At 37.2% G+C, this 20,219-nt stretch carries 14 protein-coding genes and 2 riboswitches; of the genes, 1 reads left to right on the forward strand and 13 read right to left on the reverse strand.

The window, feature by feature from the left end; all coding sequences use genetic code 11:
• Positions 1 to 70: 70 nt before the first annotated feature.
• From RCG20_RS09675 to RCG20_RS09695, 5 genes are all read right to left on the reverse strand, one after another.
• Positions 71 to 1,159 carry a hypothetical protein gene (locus RCG20_RS09675; RefSeq protein ID WP_308184026.1) on the reverse strand — a complete coding sequence of 363 codons (1,089 nt, stop codon included), beginning with the start codon at positions 1,157 to 1,159 and terminating at the stop codon, positions 71 to 73.
• A 160-nt stretch (positions 1,160 to 1,319) separates the two neighbouring features.
• Positions 1,320 to 1,405: riboswitch (cyclic di-GMP riboswitch) on the reverse strand.
• 604 nt (positions 1,406 to 2,009) lie between these two features.
• Positions 2,010 to 2,519, reverse strand: coding sequence for an ankyrin repeat domain-containing protein (locus RCG20_RS09680; RefSeq protein WP_308184027.1), 510 nt, complete (start codon positions 2,517 to 2,519; stop codon positions 2,010 to 2,012).
• On the reverse strand, positions 2,519 to 2,713 hold the full coding sequence (locus tag RCG20_RS09685; RefSeq protein WP_308184028.1) for an HNH/ENDO VII family nuclease: 195 nt from the start codon (positions 2,711 to 2,713) through the stop codon (positions 2,519 to 2,521). Before RCG20_RS09685 ends, RCG20_RS09680 begins: the two co-directional genes overlap by 1 nt.
• Before the next feature lie 458 nt (positions 2,714 to 3,171).
• Positions 3,172 to 3,561 (reverse strand): phosphoribosylaminoimidazole synthetase, encoded by a 390-nt coding sequence (locus tag RCG20_RS09690; protein ID WP_308184029.1) that lies wholly within the window; start codon positions 3,559 to 3,561, stop codon positions 3,172 to 3,174.
• Between the two features lie 21 nt (positions 3,562 to 3,582).
• A complete protein-coding gene (locus RCG20_RS09695; RefSeq protein WP_308184030.1) occupies positions 3,583 to 12,816 on the reverse strand; it encodes a DNRLRE domain-containing protein in 9,234 nt (3,077 codons plus the stop codon).
• Positions 12,817 to 12,908: 92 nt separating this feature from the next.
• Positions 12,909 to 12,997, reverse strand: a riboswitch (cyclic di-GMP riboswitch).
• A gap of 546 nt (positions 12,998 to 13,543) precedes the next feature.
• On the opposite strand from RCG20_RS09695, the gene RCG20_RS09700 reads away from it, so the two are divergent.
• Positions 13,544 to 13,795: a hypothetical protein gene (locus RCG20_RS09700; protein ID WP_308184031.1), complete on the forward strand. Its 252-nt coding sequence runs from the start codon at positions 13,544 to 13,546 to the stop codon at positions 13,793 to 13,795.
• Positions 13,796 to 14,203: 408 nt separating this feature from the next.
• Here RCG20_RS09700 and RCG20_RS09705 read toward each other — a convergent pair whose 3' ends face one another.
• The 8 genes from RCG20_RS09705 to RCG20_RS09740 all read right to left on the reverse strand — a co-directional run bounded on the left by RCG20_RS09705 (position 14,204) and on the right by RCG20_RS09740 (position 20,167).
• The gene (locus tag RCG20_RS09705) at positions 14,204 to 15,142 is read right to left on the reverse strand and encodes a DUF1266 domain-containing protein (RefSeq protein ID WP_308184032.1); all 939 of its coding nucleotides are present in this window, start codon (positions 15,140 to 15,142) and stop codon (positions 14,204 to 14,206) included.
• A 183-nt stretch (positions 15,143 to 15,325) separates the two neighbouring features.
• Positions 15,326 to 15,613: a cysteine hydrolase family protein gene (locus tag RCG20_RS09710; RefSeq protein ID WP_308184033.1), complete on the reverse strand. Its 288-nt coding sequence runs from the start codon at positions 15,611 to 15,613 to the stop codon at positions 15,326 to 15,328.
• Between the two features lie 251 nt (positions 15,614 to 15,864).
• Positions 15,865 to 16,050: a DUF4926 domain-containing protein gene (locus RCG20_RS09715; RefSeq protein ID WP_308184034.1), complete on the reverse strand. Its 186-nt coding sequence runs from the start codon at positions 16,048 to 16,050 to the stop codon at positions 15,865 to 15,867.
• Positions 16,051 to 16,101: 51 nt separating this feature from the next.
• A complete protein-coding gene (locus RCG20_RS09720) occupies positions 16,102 to 16,533 on the reverse strand; it encodes a WapI family immunity protein (protein ID WP_308184035.1) in 432 nt (143 codons plus the stop codon).
• Positions 16,534 to 16,669: 136 nt separating this feature from the next.
• Positions 16,670 to 17,023 carry a hypothetical protein gene (locus tag RCG20_RS09725; RefSeq protein ID WP_308184036.1) on the reverse strand — a complete coding sequence of 118 codons (354 nt, stop codon included), beginning with the start codon at positions 17,021 to 17,023 and terminating at the stop codon, positions 16,670 to 16,672.
• Between the two features lie 155 nt (positions 17,024 to 17,178).
• Positions 17,179 to 17,511, reverse strand: coding sequence for a hypothetical protein (locus RCG20_RS09730; RefSeq protein ID WP_308184037.1), 333 nt, complete (start codon positions 17,509 to 17,511; stop codon positions 17,179 to 17,181).
• 1,331 nt (positions 17,512 to 18,842) lie between these two features.
• Positions 18,843 to 19,109 (reverse strand): hypothetical protein, encoded by a 267-nt coding sequence (locus tag RCG20_RS09735; RefSeq protein ID WP_308184038.1) that lies wholly within the window; start codon positions 19,107 to 19,109, stop codon positions 18,843 to 18,845.
• Positions 19,110 to 19,357: 248 nt separating this feature from the next.
• Entirely contained in the window at positions 19,358 to 20,167 is an 810-nt protein-coding gene (locus RCG20_RS09740) for a hypothetical protein (RefSeq protein WP_308184039.1), read from the reverse strand.
• Between the last annotated feature and the right edge of the window lie 52 nt (positions 20,168 to 20,219).

Genomic DNA, 20,219 nt, shown 5'->3' on the forward strand with positions numbered 1-20,219 from the left:
TGTTCTCAATAATAGAAAGATCCTGTAGAGAGAACCCTCTACAGGACAATTAGTGTGATTTACAATAATTTTACTTATTATAGTCTACTGATGTCACTTCTGCTCCGCTAAACTTCCATTCCCCATTTACTTTTATTAAATTTTGACGGGAAGTAGTAACATTATCTTTAAAGTCAGAAACATCGGTCTTTGTATATTTATAAACAGTTACTACTATTGCATCATCGGTATTCAATTCTTCTAGTTTTATATCCTGTAATTCTGCGGTAACATTATAATTTGAGAAAAATTGAGAAAGGGTTGATTTTTGATTCTCTAATTGAGATGCCTCCATAGAATAGTTTTTTAATAACTCATCTATATTTTCTTCATTAAAATATTTAACATCTTCAAGCATTAATTGATATATTGCTGAAGCATCCATAAATTTAGCAATTAGGGCCTTTATTTGGTTCTTTACGTTAGTATCTTTAATAGATTCCATTTGCTTTTCGATTAGTTGAATATGTTTTTCTAAAACTCCATTACTTGCATCACTATCTGAAAGGTTGTATAGCTTATCTATGGACATTTTAACTGTTATAACCTGAATTTTTTCTTTTTTGATAGCTTCAGCTGGAGCTTTATACTTTTTTAGAATGGCATCACGTGTGGATTTTCCATCAACCTTATACAACAACTTTGCTTGTTTATTAATTTCATATGAAAGAGTATGATAAGCCTTTTCAGTAGTATCACTTAACGGATCTTCATTATAAAGTCTCTTGAACTCTGCAGTCGTCTTCGCCAAATGTTCACCTGAAGATATTGCATCAATATATGCTTGGGTATGGGTAAAAATCGTTTCTTCTACATTTAATTTAGCTTGGAGGCTGTTCCTTAGCGTTTTATTTTTAACTTTTGGAAGTGCATTTTTACCTTTAGCAATACACTCTTTAAGTACAGTGAAATTTAAATTGTTTGGTTTTTTTATTGTTTTTGTATATTCAATTGTAATTTCCTTTTTTAAAATATTGGCATTTGCTTCTCCCGTATAGATATACAACTCAGCATCAGTACTAAAAGGATTTTTACTAAAAGTACTTGCTGCACTATGGGATGGAGAAAATGTTACAGCTGTTAACAATAAAGCAAAAAATAAGGTAATTAATTTCTTCATGGTATTGCTCCTTTTCATTTTTGTTGGTTTGACATGGTACAAAATCAGGGCTTATTCCATGAAAAGACACTTTTACCTGCTTACCGTCACAACTGTTTCTTACTTCCTTATCATTACAGGACCATAAAAGAGCAGATTCCCAGTTAGATATTTTCTTGGAAACGGCAGCTGGCTAGCATAGAAAATGTTTCTTTAGCCCCTATAGCTTTGTGGCACTGGATTTCCCCAGATGTACCTTTATTTCCAATTATACATATTTTTTGAAATTTTGGAACCATTTATTCCCTATTAAACTTATTTACCTTTATAATGAAGTAAAACTTCTCCTGATTTTGAACTCACTATTGGTTTACTTCATACAGATATAAGTAAAATTCAATATAATAATTATCAATGATTTCCATCACTTATCTGACAATGCTAGAAATGAATTAGCCGATAAGCTTAAATTATGGCTTAAAAATAATGTTCGTTTTTTAATTATTGGTACAAGGTACCTATCCCTGTATCCCTATTGCCTTAATTTAATCTTCTTGATATTTCAAGCTATATCCATCTCGAGCTTATCCTTGAGTTGAACTCGTATATACCATGATGGTACTACCTTCATGGAGTCTCAATTTTCTAACACATTATTGTTGTTTTTACCCACTTTGTCATTCTCGTGTAAAAAATAAATCAAGTAGTAAGTGCGTAGTTTTTATATCTTTGTTACAAAACCAATCTCATGCTTTTGCTTACCATCATGGACTCTTGATTCAAAAATTGGTTTATATTTAACAATAAACTTTTTTAAAATTATAAAAAACCTTGAAAGGCTAAAAGCCAATCAAGGTAAAGTAAACCTATATTATTTCCTTTCCAACAATATATTTATTAATCTCTCATTAACTACTTGCTCTGCAAAATCCAAAGGTGACCTTCCGGCATTATTATTATTTAAAATATCCGGATGGTAATTCATTAGTAGCTCAACCATTTCATAATTTTTTCCTTTATAATTAAATACAGCAGTCCACAATGCATTATTACCATATTTATCTTTTATGTTTATACCTATACCTCTTTGTAACAGTTCCTTAGCAACTTTTAAATCTTGATTCACACAAATAAGATGTAATGCTGTTTGGCAATCGACATTGGTCATATTTACATCAATACCTTTGTCTATTAGAAAAGAAGCAATATCAAACTTATTTCCTGAAATAGCGTAATGTAACAATCCAGAACCATTACTATTTTTTTTATTCATTAGATCAATATCAAAATTGCCCTTAAATTTTTCAAGGTCACCAAACTTAGCTAAAGTAAAAAATATCTGCATTCTCTGTTGGCATTTTACTCCATCTCCTTGCTTCATTATTCATATTTATGACTTCTGCTTGCAAAAGGATTTTCTGGCTTATAATTTTTGGGATTCCTATACCAATCTAAAAATTCTTCTTTCGTTATTTCACCTTTAATATATTTTTCATGCCATTCACTATATTTATTTTCAGGTGTATGTCCCATATCCCATTGACCATTTCTTGACTTACTTTTATCCCCAATCAATTCTTCCTCTGTATTTGGATCATATACTTTTCCATCGATGTCCTTTGCTTCTCCCCAAGCTTTGTCAACTTGACCATTCCGTATTTTGGTCTATTTTGCAAAGTGTTAAACATTGACATTCAGGAGTTAATCGAGGTGGAGTAGTCCTCTTGCTCTAGTAATCGTTCTATGTACGTAAAAGTTGCGAAAAAATTTAAAAGGCAGGGAGAAAGCGAAGGTATCGTATTTGAGAATAAAAATGGTGGTAACTAATGATATTATGATTAATATCATCAGGTAGAATACATTAAATAGGTCATACGTTTTAAAGGTGTTGTACGTCTATTTAATTTTGCAAAACACTATATAGGGATTATAAAGGTTATCTCTGTCCTGTAAGCAATAAGCTATTTATTCGGCACTCTGTACTCTAAAAAGGACGGCTATCATTACGATAGCCGCCACAATATAAAACACTATTATTTGTACATTTCATTTTTTCTCTTAAGAAATATTTCTATTTCTTCTTGTTCCTGCTCACCTAATCCATCAAAATGTTTATCTACATTCACTAATTCATAATATCCCCATATAGCACTTAAGTTTTCACTTTGTCCATAATATTTAAAGTACCATTGTTCAGGAAGTGAACTAGATGTCACAGTAAACAAATCTGCTAGATACCAATTTGGCATTTCAAAATCATCATAAATGAGATAATATACGCCTTCTTCGTAAAGCATAGTACCGCAAACTCTATAAATAGTACCTAAAGAGATACCATTATAAATAGTTGTCGTTTCATTACCTTCCTTTACGATTTTAGGACTAAACATATACCCTTTATTTTTCTCACATTTAATCTCCATGTTTACATCACTTCCTAAATATTACTTAAATTTAAAATCATCAAACTTCCCTGTTTTAGTATTGTAGTTAAAATGGATATTGATTTTTCCATTAGAAGTCTTAATAAACTTTTGCATTTTCACCCAACCTTCTGAACCAAGCCATCTTGGGTCATTCATATTCTTTGTAGGAACTGCCGTAGCCCCATCTAATGGATTGGATAGCACTTCTTTCATGGCTAATTGTTCATCAAGGTTATTTGGTGTTTTCCTTCCTGTAGAACCTCTGCCTAAGGATTTTTTCTTCATTAAATCTGTAAGGTTTCCTGTACCCTTAGCTGATTTACTCAGAAGACTCTTATCAACTTCAATGACTTCATCGCCATATTTAAGAATGTATTTTTCACCTGTGGCTGCCCAACCAGCAAATGGAACCATTGCTGCAGCTGATAAGACAGCATTTCGCTTATCCCCTTCTAATAGGTAAAACGCACCATTTATCCCATCAGGAATCTCTCCGACCCCTGGAATAAGTCCCACAATGTCTAATACTGAGTGTATTCCCGAACTTACCCTTTTCCAACCCATATTGGCATAAATTTGGTCTTTACTTACCCCACATCTCGCCACCGCTTGTTGTGCTGAAGCCTGTTGTGTTTTAGATGATATATAACTATTACTTGGATGGGAAATTTGATTCGTCTTCATTGACGTAGTTTTATTCGTTGTATCTGGTTTTGGAGCCATCGTTACATTTCTTGGAGTTAAGGCACCAAACAACACCTGTTTTGTTTTCGTTCCTGCTATGCCGTCTGCCGATAAACCCGCTTTATTTTGGAAAGCTTTCACCGCAAATTGTGTGTTCGGTCCATTCTTTCCATCTACCACCAACGGTTTCCCATTCGAACCTACGTAACCTAATTGGTTTAACTTTCGTTGTACGTCAGATAATGACTGTGTTTTTCCACTTGATGTAGTAGCGTTTGGATTATATGCGTATCCATACTCAATGACTGTATGTCCATCCGCATCTATTGGTATATTCCCACTCGGATCAATATGGTTCACAGGGTCGTTCTTTGTGTAAGCATACAAGTTCCGTGTCGATGGATTTTGCGTGTCTCCAAGATCCGTGTCTTTGCTGATAAATCTAGACATCCCCACATCATAATAACGCGCTCTCAAGTACTGCGTATCGGTGATCGGGTTGTATTCTTCTCCATTGTACCCAAACATGATTTCGTTGTCAGGCTTGTTTTGAATCATGTTTCCGAACGGGTCGTATCGATACTGCTGATTGCTGACGATGTTGCTTTGTTCGTTGGTCACTTGTGAAACGCTACCTCTGCCATCGTATAAATACGTGTCGAGGGCTCGATGGCCTGATTCCGTTGGATTATCATTTTGGATATGATCTCTTGTTAGTCGTTCGTCATTGTTTCCATAGACATAGGCATCCTTCAAGTTTCCTTCGTCATCGTATGTCATGAGCTGTTGCGTGTATTGACGGTTCACATCGTTGACATAGTAGGTGATATCGTAATAGTTTTTATCGATATTACTTGTATCGTTGTCTGGGAAGACCATTGATGGGTCATCCGACGGTGCGCTGCTTGATGGATCGCCTGGTTGGCTGCTTGTTGACTGGTTATCGTTACCCTTTTCTTGTTTATTCGAAGAGGACATAGCTTTGCTTTGGGTGCTTGCTAGGCTAAGTTTATCTTTTCCGCCACCATTTCCATTGCTACCGCCAGATGGGTTCCCGTTTCCGTTTCCTATACCAGCATTGTCATTATTTCCGTTACCGCCTCCATTTGAATTTCCACTATTTCCATTGTCACTTCCGTTGTGATTGCCATTGTTCCCTTTGTCATTCCCGTTATGATTTCCGTTGTTGCCGTTGTGATTGCCGTTATTTCCGTTGCCTTGGCCACAGCCCTTGTTGTTTCCATAATGGTTTCCGTTATCGCCTTGGTTCTTGTTTCCATTTCCATTGTCGGCGCCATTATGCTTCCCATTGTTTCCTTTGCCGTTTTCATCTCCACATTTCCCCACATCGACTGGGGCATTTGAATTTTTCAGGCTAATTTGGAATATGCGGTTGCCATCTCCGTCATAGGTAACAGCTAACAACAATATTCCTTCATTTTTCACGGCTTTTAAACGGTTCTCGACTGTGTACTCATATGTTTGTGCTAGCTTTTTGCCTGATTTCTTGATCAGGTTGCCGTTCGCATCATATGAATACGTGATTTTTCCTTTTGCTTTGCTGTCTTCAGCGATCAGTTGGTTCGCGTTGTTATAACTGTACGTCGTCACTTTGTCTGGCGGGGTATCGCCATCGGCTGATTCGCGGTGTTCGACCAATTTCGTACGGTTACTTGATTGGTCGTAGCTGTACGTGTACGTTGTCGTTTCATCATCCATTACTTCGGTGAATTTCTCGAGTTCACCCGACAAATTGTAGCTAAATGAACGATGGAAAACATGATCTCCTTGTGTCTCATCTTCTGTGATAATGCGACCACTCGAATCATACGTATAGGCGAAGCTCGATAACACTTCTCCCTCGACGTCTTTGTTAACCAGTTTGGTGACGTTTCCTTGCTCGTCATATTCATAGCTCGTCTCTGATCCATTTGTTCGTTTTGTTAGGATTGGACGACCAAGGGCATCATACGTATAGTTTGTTGTTTCCCCATCTCGTCCCGTTACTTCTGTTAAGCGGTCGTCTAAGTCATACGAGTAGCTCACCGTTTTGCCATCGGCGTAAGTGATTTGGCTGAGACGATTGGCGTCATCGTACGTATACTGTACTTTTCGTCCATCTCCTTGAATGACTTCCGTTACTTGACCGAGTTTATTGTACTTGTAACTTGATTTACCGGTTGTATCCGTCATCGAAACCCGTTCGCCTGCTTCGTCATAGGCGTATTGAACAGGGGCCTCGGCCTTCTGGCTTTGATAGCTTTTCTCTACTAATTGGTTTAGCTTGTCATAGTCATACTTGATGACATTTCCGTTCGGCTGCGTGATTTGCTTCAAATTTCCGAGGAGGTCATAGCTATATTGCTCGCCACGGCCAACAGGACTTGAAGCAGAGGTCATCTCTCCCATTAAGTTGTATGTGTAATGTGTCCCTTTTCCATCTGCATCCGTTACATCCGTTAAATTGCCCATCGAATCATAGCCGTAGTTTGTATAGCGACCAACGGGGTCAGTAACCGAGGTTAAACGATTCAACAAATCATGGCTGTAGCTCGTCGTTAGGCCATTTTGGTCTGTTGATTTTACGATGTTGTCAGCTGGGTCGTATTCGTACTTTTTCGTTTGGTGACGTGGGTCGATTTCTTCCGTCACACGCCCCTTTAAATCGTACTGTGTACGTTTTGTTTCACCTAAGGCATTTGTTTCCGCAAAGACACGGTTATCTTTGTCATACTCCGTTGTGCTAACATAGCCCATCGGGTCGATTACTTTTGTAACGTTGTAATTTTTGTCATATTGATACGACGTTGTTCGGTTCCCTGGTTTCATGACTTTTTCTACATTCCCGACTAAATCGTATTGCGTTTTTGTCACTTTTCCTTCTGGATCCGTTTCGCTTGTCAATCGATCCAATTGATCATATCCATAGCTCGATTTATAGCCAAGCGGGTTAACCACACTTGCTAAGTTTCCACGTTCGTCGTACGTATACGACGTCTTTTTCCCAAGTGGATTCGTTGATTCCATCATGCGATGCATCGTGTCATAACTGTAGGTTGTGACACGGTTCATGTTATCGGCTTCTTTCACTAAATCCCCTTTGCTGTTGTATGAAAAATTTTGTACATAACTCAAAGGAGATTCCACGGATGTCACGCGGTGAAGTGCGTCATACGTGTAGTTGTATTCACCGCCATTCGCTTGCGTTTGCTTCGTGACCTGCTGATTTAAATCATATGCATATTGCGTTTTGTTACCAAGAGCGTCAGTTTGGGCAAGCAAATTGTTATGCTTGTTGTAGCTATACGTCGTGATACCGCCTCTTGGAGAGATCGACTTAACTAAGTTGTCGACCGAATCGTATTGATATTCTGTAATGTTACCGACAGGGTCTTTCTCTTTCGTAACATTTGATACCGCGTCATAGCGATATTCCTCTTTGCCGCCTTCTTTTTTCGTAAGCGCAATCAGACGATTGAGCTCATCATATGCGTACGTGGTTTGATGTCCATTCCCATCAATTTGAGCAGTTACGTTATTGCTAGCGTCATATGCGTATGCATTTTGAACACCATTTTCATCGATAACGGTCGTTAAATTACCGTCATCGTCGTATGCATATGTCTTCACTGCTTGAAGCGGATTCGTTTCTTTAACTAATCGGTTGATTTGGTCGTACGCATATTTGTACGTCGCCCCATCTGCTTCTGTTTTCGTGATGACATTCCCGAGTGCATCGTAGCTAAATTTAGTTGTTTTGTTTTCTGCATCAGTAGTCGCGATCAGACGATCTAACGCATCGTATTCGAATGTTGTTCGATTGCCATCTGGGCTTGTCGTCGCAATCAATCGGCCTGCTTGGTCGTACTCGTTGGCTGTCACACCACCCGTCGCATCCGTTGTCTTGATGAGTCGACCGAATGAATCATACGTATTTATTTGGCTGTTGCCTGCATTGTCTTTCTCCGTCAATACTCGTCCCATTGAATCATACGTGTAAACTGTGTCTAAGCCCGCGGCGTCCGTTTTTTCAATGAGATTGCCGTTTGCATCGTGATGCATGATCGTTTTGTTGCCTGCGGCATCTATAATTGCGGTGTTATTCCCCGCCGCATCATATTCCAATTCATAACTATGACCATTTGCATCCATTACTTTGGTCGGTAGTTTACGTCCGTTATAGACGTAGCTTGTTTTGCCGCCTAGAGCATCGATGGTTGCGGTTAAATCTTCACTATTATTGTACTGGTATTGTGTAATGTTTCCTTTCGCGTCCGTTGTGTTAATAACACGGTTCAGTGAATCGTACACATTCGTGGTTTTGTTCCCTTTTGGATCGATTTCACTGATAACATTTCCACTTTGGTCGTAGCTTGTCTTCGTTTCAAGCCCAATTGCATTTTTCACTGTTTGTAAACGACCCAGCACGTCATACGTCGATGTGCTGATTTGACCGGCTTCATTTGTCGCATGAATTTGCTGATTCATTGCATTATATTGATATGTCGCTACACCACCAAGTGGATCTGTTGTTTCAATAACGTTATTCGCAGGATCGTACTTGTACTTGAATGTCCGTCCCATTGAATCAACCGATTGAGTAATGTTTTGCATCTTGTCGTACTCTAATGTCGTTGTTACGCCATTCTCATCTATGAATTGGATAATGCGCCCATTCACATCATACTCATACGTCGATTTCGTGCCATCTGGATTTGTTTTTTCGAGTAGACGCCCTACTGTATCATAACGGTACGTCGTCTTTCCACCCAAGGCATCTACCTCTTCAATCGGTAAGCCAAGGGCATTGTCGTATACGATTTTTTTACTATTTCCATTCGGATCAATGGTTTCAATCAATTGTCCATTTAAGTCGTAGTTAAATTCTGTTTTCCCACCATCTGGATTGATTTCGGCAGATTTCCGACCACGGTCATCGTATTGAAATTGCCACATTCGACCAGTTGCATCCGTCTGACTCGTTTGATGATTGTTGCTATCGTACGTATAGGTCGTTACGTTCCCTTCTGGATCTATTGCTTTAATAATGTTTCCTTGTTGATCGTATTGAAAGCTAACGACATTATTATTCGCATCAATGATGGCGGTGTTGTTTCCTGCATCATCAAAAAGATATTGGATATAGCCTCCATCTGGTGCCTGCTCCCCAATTTTCTCACCTTTGATATCATACATGTACCGCGTGATTTCTCCGCTTGCATTGGTGATGGAAACGAGCTGGCTCATGTTGTTGTAGGCATAGTGTGTTGTATGACTGTTCGCATCTGTAACAGAAGTGATGTTTGCACCATCATACCCATATTTCGTCTTGCTGCCATTGGCATCCACTTGGGCAATTAATCGATGCATATCATCGTATTGGCTCGTTTCTTCTGTGCCATCTGGATGAGTTGCTTTCACTAAATCGCCGACTTCGTTATATGCATAGCTCGTTATACTGCGATCGAAGTCGATAACTTGCGTAACGAGATTTTGATTATTGTATGTGTTAGAACGTACTTTTCCATCGGCTCGTGTTTCAGTTAACACATTCCCGTTTGCATCGTACGTGTAGTGGATAGGGTTCCCATTATCATCGACGGAAACCGTTTCTTGATTCGTATCGTCATAGCCTTTTTCAATAACTTGACCATCTGGTTGTTCGATTGTTGTTGTTCGATAGTTATCATCATAATGATAAGTCGTGACGTTCCCTTCCGCATCCGTTGTGGCGGTTTGGTTCGGTGAATACGCAAGCTTGACAATATGCCCATTCGCATCGATTTGTTGTGTGACACGACCGTCTGTGTCATACGTATTCTCGACTACTTTATGATTGTCTTGATCGTACCACGCTGTCATGAAATCATTTGAATCGTACACATAGCGAACCGTTTTCCCTAACGCATCGGTAAGGGACGTTAAATTGCCATCTTCATCATAGCTATAGTGAAGAACAGCACCGTTCGGTTGCGTGATTTGCGAGACTCTTCCTTGATCATCTGTTTGGAACGTGTACATATTTCCACTTGGGGATACGATGTCTTTGACCTTGTAGTTCTCGTCGTAGTTGATTTTCGTTTCATAGCCATGCTTGTCCATAACGGTAATAAGCATGCCGTATTGGTCAAACGCATATATCGTTTGTTGGTTGTCTATGATTTTCCATGCGATTTTACTTTTTGAATCTTTTACTTGTTCAAGGGTGTACGTATAGCCATCTGGTGCTTTATAGTGGTCACCATCCTTTTGAAAAATAAGGAAGCTGCCATCGCCACGAGAGTAATTCATGGATCCATCTGCGTTTGGAGAAATGGTTTGCTCATATTCGAATGACCAGTTTCGTCCAAATAAAGAGTTGGAATCACCTTTTGAGTTGTACGTGCGTGTAATCGCAAAATCTCCATCTAAATCGGGAATTTTCACATCCGTCTGTTCAACGAAAAAATTACCTGTATTGAGATCGATTGGTTCGAATCCAAATTCACAATGGAGTCCATGCCCCATTAAGGCACCATCGATCATCCTTTTTTGGTCGTCTGTGTACTTTCCTGTTGTATACCTTTTCGTCGTTTTTGGATTTCGGATAAACAAGGTATCGTCCTTGATGACCATTTGACTATCAATACTATTGTCCTTCATTAAGGTCTTGATCGGAACACCGTAATACTTAGCGATCGAAGGTAAAGTGTCCTTCTTTGACACTTTATATAGCAAAAACTTATCACTCTTTTTTGTCGCCGTGTCTCCTTCTTTCGTTGTAGCCGTGGCGACGACCTGGTAAAGCGTATCAGGTTTTAAATTTTTGAATACATCCTTGCTTTGCCAGTTATCGTCATGTTGTTTATAAACAGTCCCGTTAGGAAACTGCGAAGCCCATATTGTACTATCTGGATAAACATAACTTGGGCCTGCATTTGTTGAACCTGTAAAGCTAGAATTAGTTACACTATAATCAATAGTCGCCTTTGGCGTTGCTTTTCCACTAAAGAAAATACCATCTAATTGTTGTTTGAAATTAGCACCATGTTCAGTAATGGGGTGTAAATCAACGGTTAAAGCATTTAAGTCATAGTCCGGGTCTACTGGATATGGTAATGACCATTCAATGGTAAGCTTTGGTCCGTAGGTTGATTGATTGTTATTGAATACTTCTGCTTGTGTAGCGTTTGTCTCTGGTAGTGATTTCACAACAAAGCCGTGATTAGGTTTGATCCCTTGAACCCAATCGTTGACGACTTTTTTCACGTCAAAATTCATGTATTGATCGATTTGGGCACTAACCTGTGCCGAATCTACAAACGTATCTGAAATACTTGTCTGTGAATTCCAACTGATCGAGTGATTCCACTGATCGTCAACTGAAAAAAGACCGAAATTCGTTCTCCCATTACTCCATGGTGTATTATTGCTTAAACTGAATGTTGCGTTATTAATCGTAGAAGTTTTTGGTATGTTAGAAAAATCATAGTTCACATCAACATATGTACGACACAGCCGATGAGCAGTACCAAATGCCGCTTGGTTTCCAGAAACAATTCCATCATCATACCCTGCATATGGATAATTGTTATCACCAATTGTTGTATCTGGACTACCTTGTTCTGTTCCGTATAAACCGATATCTGATTGAGGGATTACTACGCTTGGGTCGATCGTGACTGGATAAGATCGATCTGTGGCAGCCAGCCATTTTTCGTCACATACAACGGTGACTATTTGTTTACCGTTTTCTTTGGTTAATTTTAGACGAACCCCGGTGCTAGCTTCACCCACTGCGTCGGTCATAATGGGTGCGGAAAGGACGAAACTTGGTTCTTTTTCACCTTTTTTTGTAAGGAAGACTTGTCCTTCGTTTTCCGCTACTTTATAGCCATTCGCGATAAGTTCATAGCTAAATTTACTTTGATCGATAAATTTATTGAGGATAATATCCTCTTTTACACCTGTGTTATGGACGGTGTATTGGAAGTCAACATCTGGATAAACGTCGTTATAGAGAATCGCATTCTCTTTTGTAACAGTACGACTGAAATCCCCATCTTGAGGGATTAACTGTAAGGTGTCACCATTTTGCGTTAGCGACAAACCGGTTCCTTTGTCCATTTTCTGAGGCAGCTTCACTTCAAAATTATTGGCCGTGTTTTTATAGTAAGGCGCGCCGAATAAAGGGTCTACTTTCTGAAGCGTGTTGTCGATGACGCTTTCTTTCCCTTTCGTATCCTTGTATGTATTTGGTACAGTTCCGTATTGTGTAACGAAGTGGTTTGCATTTACTTGATACGTTTTACTATACTTGTTGACTTTAATTAATTTTCCATTAGGGATATTTTTTTCTTTTTCAATTTTAGGACCTTTCATAGGCTTTTGTTTCTTCGATTTTTCTGCGAAAGCTTTTGTAACTTTGTTTGGTCTTGAAAAATCTACATTTCTAGGACTATCTTGTTTCGCCGCTGCATAGGCCGACTGAATGCCGGGAAGTATTGGTTGTGCGATAAGAAAAGTCGAAAATAGGATCGCTAACAGCTGCTTCCTTCGTTTTTTAATATATTCATAGGTTTTCTTCACAAAAAAACTCCTTTCAAACCGTAATAAAGTCCATAGCAAAGCTAGGAAAAATAGAACAGTACGAAAAGGAGTTCATCTTGAAGTAATAGTTCTACGGTAACCCAGCCATCTTATCAGATTGTTCTGACTTAGATCCGAGGTTTTGCGTCCTTGCTTTTCAGCAAGTTTGCCTTTATACGGAAATGGTATATTAGTAGTATTACTTTATTACTATATAACATTTTGTGACAAAAAATAGTATATTTTGCAAAAACAGATATATATTACTATTTTTACAATATTAATATAGTACAAATCACCTAGAAGGACGGAGGGACAGGTTCCTTGTCCTTAAATATGCCGATAAGAATTTTTCTTTTGCTTTATTCCGAGCATTCTATGGTCTTCAATTAAAAGAGAATTCCTGAAAGGGCATTACACTCTATAGGATTCTCTATTCATTTCCCCCTCTTTTCAGGGTCTTCGGATGGGACAAGAATCCTGCTCCACCAGGTCTCCCTCTCCATAGGACTTTCCTTTATTAAAATCAAGGGCAGGGACGAGGTACCTGTCCCCTTGTCCACCTCTTGTCCACAAATCCTTCCCACCGTCCCTTTTTTAGGAATAATTTGTAAAAATATCAAATAATATAATTATAGGAAAGCTAGCAATATGAAAATCTATTAGGGAGTGGGTTATATATTGAAGAAAAGAAAATGGGTTAACGGTTCTGGGTCAAGGGGCAAGTGTGAACATTTCGGCCAAAACAGGTGCGATTACTTCCTATAATTTAGACTGGAATAACCTCATATTCCCAGGCAAAGATAAAGTCATTTCTGCTGTTAAGGCAAAAGAGCTTTATTTAAAAGGAACCCCTACGGCTTTCTACCATTATCTTGTACCGAATGAGGATCAACGCGGAAAAGAGACCATTCTTGTATATGGAAAAAGAAATGATTTTGAGGTTTCGAAATATTTAGATGCGGTAGATGGAAAATGAAAGAATGCTGAGACGGGTAAAGAAATCGGAGCTGAAACCGTTGCAACCGGCATTAAAGGCCATAATGCAGAAAAGCAGCTTCCCTAATATCTCTTTTTTAGACCATTTATTCGGTGATGCTTGATTAGATATTCTATTTCTGACATTGAGATATATTCGTTTGGTAATGTTTGTATCCAATGGTTTATTCCATTAATAACACTTTGCATCCACCTACACCCCTTCATAATTATCTAAAATAGGAGATTCTCCAAATAATCTAAATATCCCTTCTTCAACTGAGACTTTAGTTCAATAAAAAAGACCCCCAACCACATAAGTTGAGAGTCTTTGAAACGTTGATAATTTAGAACCACCTGGTTGCAACAACTCTTCATCTATATGAAGAGTTTGAAGCTATTTGAAGTTCTATTGTGAAATTTTGCATATTTTCCACATGCTATGACTATCTGATAACAATTCGTCTCCTGCTAATGCGTAGGACATATCAAAATCTTCATACGCAACCGCTCTTCCCAAAATGAATGAGATGTAATAACTTTTCCATGAACTAAAAGTCTTTGATGCTGAGTTGGCATTTTTTTGCAAATAATTCCAAGCTTGTGATTCTGTAATATAACCACATGTTAAACTCATTCGAATAACATGAACTGCTCGAGAGTAATCCCAAGCCGCCATCGTATTTACTTGACTAAGATCATCCTGTGTAATGCCCGCAATTGTATCATCCCCTATGTATTGAACAGCTTGATTATATGCATCAATAGAAGAACTGTAATCTTCCTGTTCATCACCTGTTAACTGATTATTTTTTATTTTCAAATAGATACTATCGTATGGAGTTCTGTGTCCAGTATTGATCAACCAAGTAATTATTTGATTTGCAGAAGCATAATTTGTTACACCCCAGTAATCACTTAGACCCTGCTTCATACTTGCAACGTCATCACCCGCATACCTGATAACAGATGGATTATCCCCATTATACACGGGATAAATAGCTCCAAAAGCCAATAGACGTTGCTGCTGTTGTACAGTCAAGTTAGTCGCAGGTTTGGTAGAAACTTTCTTTGTATATACAGAAGCAATATACCCAGTTTTCTTATTAAAGGTCAGTTTTACCCATGATTTGTTGTAAGTCGTAACCGTTATCTGTTTGCCTATAGCAATATATCCTAGGATTTTCCCTTTAGAACTTGCTGTTGCTCTAACAGTCACTTTACTTGTAGTTACCGCAGGATATGAACTACTAGCTGCATATGAAGTAGTTGGAAGCATCATAGTTAGCACCAAACTGACTATCAAGCCTAGCAATACAGTTCCTTTGATGAGTGAATTTTTTTTCATGTTTTTTCCCCCTCTCTATTTCCCTATTATTTTACCATGTTTATACTCATTCGGTAAACATTGTCAAAATTTGTTGAACAAACAAGGTTAGGCGTCGTTTGGTTCACTTAATATTACTGCAAATTTTTTTATGATTCCTAACACCGTACAAAATTAAAAAAAGCACCCCCGAAAGGATGCCTGTTACCCAAATACTAGTGGTATTATTTTATAAAAAACAAAGAAAATAATTATCACAGCTATGAAATTCGCAATACTTTTAGGGAATTTGATAGATTGAAGAATCCAATAAATATTAAGAACCAGATCACTATCATTATGTTGGCCAAAAATTATAGGATTGTTTTTTTCTCTAAATAAACGAATTCTTTGATTAACTCCATTTATTACATTCGCTAAGTTATAAAGTGGAACATTTTCAGGTTGAACACCAATTTGCAGGTCAATAATTATTAATGCTGTATTTTCCATAATTTTCTCTTACCTTTTTTAATAATTAATCTACATAACGGTATCATAAAATTTTCCTTATATTGTTTTTCTTTAAGCAATCTTGCCTTAAACATAAAGAAAAAGCACAATTCTTGCTGCAGAATTGCGCCTGATTGTTGAACAAGGGTTTATAATTTATTAATTACACATAATTGTCCGAATACGATATAAAAAAGCCCACAGACACCTGCTGACTTAATTGATTTTTATACAACTATAGCCCCCGTTAATTAAAAAACAGCCTCAAGAAAATCTCGTGATAATGCACCTAAAAATAACGTTATTCCATTACTATCACATATCTCTATTTCGAAATAATTATCATCGTAAACTTCTAAAATTGTCCCAATTTGCCCCTTAGTGACTCCTTCATTATGGTTATCCATTGTGATTTTAACCGTATCAAATTGTTTCATTTCAAAGACCTTTCTCACGTTATATGTAGATGTATTACGTCTTTATAAAAATTACGGTTTTCCAAATACAGGAAAAATAGATAAAATTGATTCTATTTCTTGTACTATCCCTTTTAAATATGATTGGTCCGAACTAAAATCAAATTTTAGAACTGCTCCTATTCCAGCTGGATAGCAAGTTTCAGAAGTCCAATGTATTGTACCTTGTTTGTTTATTTCACACTCGATTTCCAGGTAACCATCTAAATTGATAAGGCTCGCCTTACCTTTTAACTTTTTATCCATTAGTTTTAACTCATTGCCAAAATTCCTTAATTCATCTGTTCGTAAATCTGCCTTGAACTGTGCTCTATAACCAGGTACTTCTATCCGTATATTCGAAATAATCCAATTACCATCCCAATAATCTGTACATTTAGGATGACTTCTACCAATTACTTCTATCTCAATTATTGTTTCCTCGCCTAATAAATGTATTTTCACAAAAACACCTCTAACAAGTAGACAAAATGCAAAAAAAGCATAGCAATTAATACAAGAAAAACATGGTCATTCACCTATGAAACAATCATGCTTTTTTAAAAAAATTGTCTTAGATATATTTTTTAAAAAGGATCTGTCAAGTTTTAGTGTTGTTTTTCCTTAACATGATTCTTATGGTTAATTTAATCAACGTCAATAGTAGGGCTAAAAGTGGTAATCCTTCTATGAAACAGAAACCAGACAAAAAAGCTATTGTCGTCGGATCGTTATCAGTTGCCATTCCACCTATAAAAAGAGCAATAGGAAAAAGTATGATAACAAAAACAATTGAAATTGCCAATTGTGCGTAGGTTGCCATTTTCTCTTCTTGACTGTCAACGTTTTTTTTAAATCCTTTACAAACCCAAATAATGAACACCAAAAACATGGTTATTGGAATCACAATACTACCAATCATTTGTACTGCTGAAAATAAATTGTTTATGTCCATACCAAACCTCTTTATAATTAAAATGGCAAAATATCAACACTACAGCGCGACAGAGCCTTTTTAAAAAAATCTCTTTAATCGTAGATGTTGATTTTGGTTAGAAGATAAACCACTTCTCAGGAAGGTGGTTTATTCCGTTAGCGTTTCCCACCTAATTACTTACCTACGCTAATGTCATGACGCATCCTTTTACTCGCCAACCATTCAACTAATAACTTCTGAATCCTTAATCGTTCATCTAAATGAATGTTTTCAATCGTATGATCACTTAGAAAGTATCGATTGTTGATGTGTTCTGTCTCCCCAAAAACAAGAGCATCATATTCCTTTACTGCTGACATTTCAGCGTAAATAATTACGACAGAGTGGCCTTCTACGAAGTAGATGTTAGCACCTCGACCATGACTACGCCAATGAAACCCAGAAATATTGGGATCTATGTTATCATTTTGAATTTCCAAAAAACCACGATCTGTTTTTTTGTCCATCAAGACCCTCCATTCCAAATACAAATGAATCTAATGAGGATTCCTTAAATTCTCCAGTAATCATTGGTGTTTTTACTATATATCTTTGTTGCAAAATTCTCGGGTCCTATCAATATCTGCTTCCAATAACCAATTTCTTGCTCTAATCCGTTGCAGCATTATCTTACCTTTCTCTTAACCTAATATTCTCCCTTTTAACTAGTTATAAATTCGGCAACACGAATTAATAATCCTTCTTGTGCTAGTCGAGTAGAAAGGAACCTCTCTACCTTACGGTAGATTGTGTTCCTCCCCCTCACAGAACCGTGCTTGCGCTATTAACGCACACGGCTCCTCCTAGTTACCATTCACAAAACCTTGCTAATCTCTTAGGATCAGATTTTGCTAATTCTGCTATCCTTACTAGATTTGTCTCCATTTATTATTCCTACCTCTGTGTGTAGTAAATGTGTCCCTAGCAAGGGTGATAACTGGTAGCTAGCCTTTCCTCCATCGGCATTACCCAACTTCATTGGTACTACGCTGCTATCCAACTCCCTACACTGGCATTTGGTTTCCTTACTTTTTATCGCTTATACAATATACTCTTCTAACAAGAAAAGACCGATAGGGTCTCCCGAGTTGCCGTATCATATCAATGTATAACGTGCCAAGGTCACTGACTCCAGAGAGGTTTTATCCTTCTTGCCTTTAACGAACGATAAAATGTAGCTTCTGCTGTGCTTAAGGCATCAGCCCTCTCGATTTACTAACTTTATGGAGCTCAATCCCTTCAACCATTTGGCTTTCGGCCCACTACCTAACTATCTACGCTTAAAGACTAAAGTTACCTTTAGTCCTCCAAGACTCGCTACGAGCGAATGGCTAGTTCTTACTCGACGGGAATCCCACCCGCTATATGATACGACCTAGGCTCGGCCGCACAAGCACCCGGTCAGTTAAGGAATAAAATTACTATTCCAACTGTAATAAATGATATGAACACAATTGAATATAAAAAATATTTTTTATTTATTATCTTATTTTTTTCTCCTAATAATTTTAGAGATAATTTCTCTAAAAGAAATAACAATATCAATATGGATAATAAAAATATAACAAGTTCAATTAAATCCCCTTCGTAATAGTGTAGATTATAAAGTTGTATTATAAAAAAACAGATACTAAAACTAATTAAATCACTAATATAAAATTCTTTTTTTCTTCTAAATAACTTAACCAAAATGCCACCCTCCCAAAATACATCATAAGTATAATTATAAATATTTTTCAAATTTTTCCATTAGGTATTTTAAAATAAACTGACCTTTGGTTTAACAAGATACATTCTTCTATGGGTGTAAAACAGTATTAACCCAATATTTTGCGTTCTCTGAGTCTTTTTTCTTAACAGAAACGACATATTGTGTTTCGTAATTACTGTTCATTCCAGTACTTCCAAAGTTTCCTCTTGTTGTCCCCTGTCCCAACCATTGACTTGAACGGTTAATAACTTTGTAGATATATTTAATGCCCTTACTTTCTAAAATTCCTCTCACCCTTGATAATTCTTCCATTGAATAACCAATGTGAATTTCTTCTTTATTAAAGAAAAACATATCCATCCCCCATTGTTACTCTATTTGCACTGACGAACTCTTAATTCCATTTTATTACATAATACTGTATTACTTGAAGGAAGAGCTGAAAATTTTGGATATCTTAGGAGATATAAAAAAGGATTCCATATTCCACTAACCTGCCACTTTTCTTAAATAAAAACCAACAAAAAGAGCATTACTCCTTCTCGAAGTAATGCACCCATCAGTTTAAGTACACTTCTTAACAAACTTAATTAAAGAAATTTTTAATAACCAGCATTCTTTAAGAGAAGGAGAATTGTAACTGGATTATAGGCAGGATATTTAAAATCATTAGATGTTAGATACCCAATAAAATTGCCAGCTCCGTCTAGAATTTTCGGAGGAAAAGAGGTATATGGATTCATCACACTATAGGAGGAATATTGACTACCATAAGTGCCATATTGATTCCAGATACTATCCGTTCCATATTTACTGCCATAGGTTCCAAATTGATTAAAAATACCATCCGTATCATATTGGTTAGATGTTAATTGACCTAAATATTTATTTTGCCCATCATTTGAATACAAGTATAACCCAGAGCTTTTATAAGACAAATAACTCATAAAATTTCCAGTGGCAGGCAGAGGAGTTGGGTTAGTGACAGGTTTCGTTTTTGTGTTCAACGTGTAACTCATGGGTACTTCTTTCCCGTTGATAATGGCGGACACTTTAAACGATACATTCGTATTAGCTGGAATATGATTCAATTCCGAACTAAAGTCGGAATACCATTTTAATTTCATTTTCGTATTGGCAGAATCAACGAAGGAATAGTATGTGCTCGAATTGCCAGATTTATAGTACAAATAGTAGTATTGAGCATTTTTGAGATTCGTCCAATTAATTCGAATCAAAGAGTCGGTCATCGTCACGGCTTTAATGGAGAATTTCAATGTTGTTGCCGTTAAAACATATTTCATTGGCACTTCTTTATTATTGATAACGGCTGAAACTTTGAAGGAAACAATCGTATTTTGAGGGATCGAACCAAGCTCCACGCTATAATCAAAAGCATGCTTTAGCTTCATCTTTATATTTTTACTATCAACAAATGAATGATATTTGGTGTCGCTGCCAACT

Source organism: Neobacillus sp. PS3-40, from assembly GCF_030915485.1.
Classification (GTDB): Bacteria; Bacillota; Bacilli; order Bacillales; family Cytobacillaceae; genus JAUZPL01.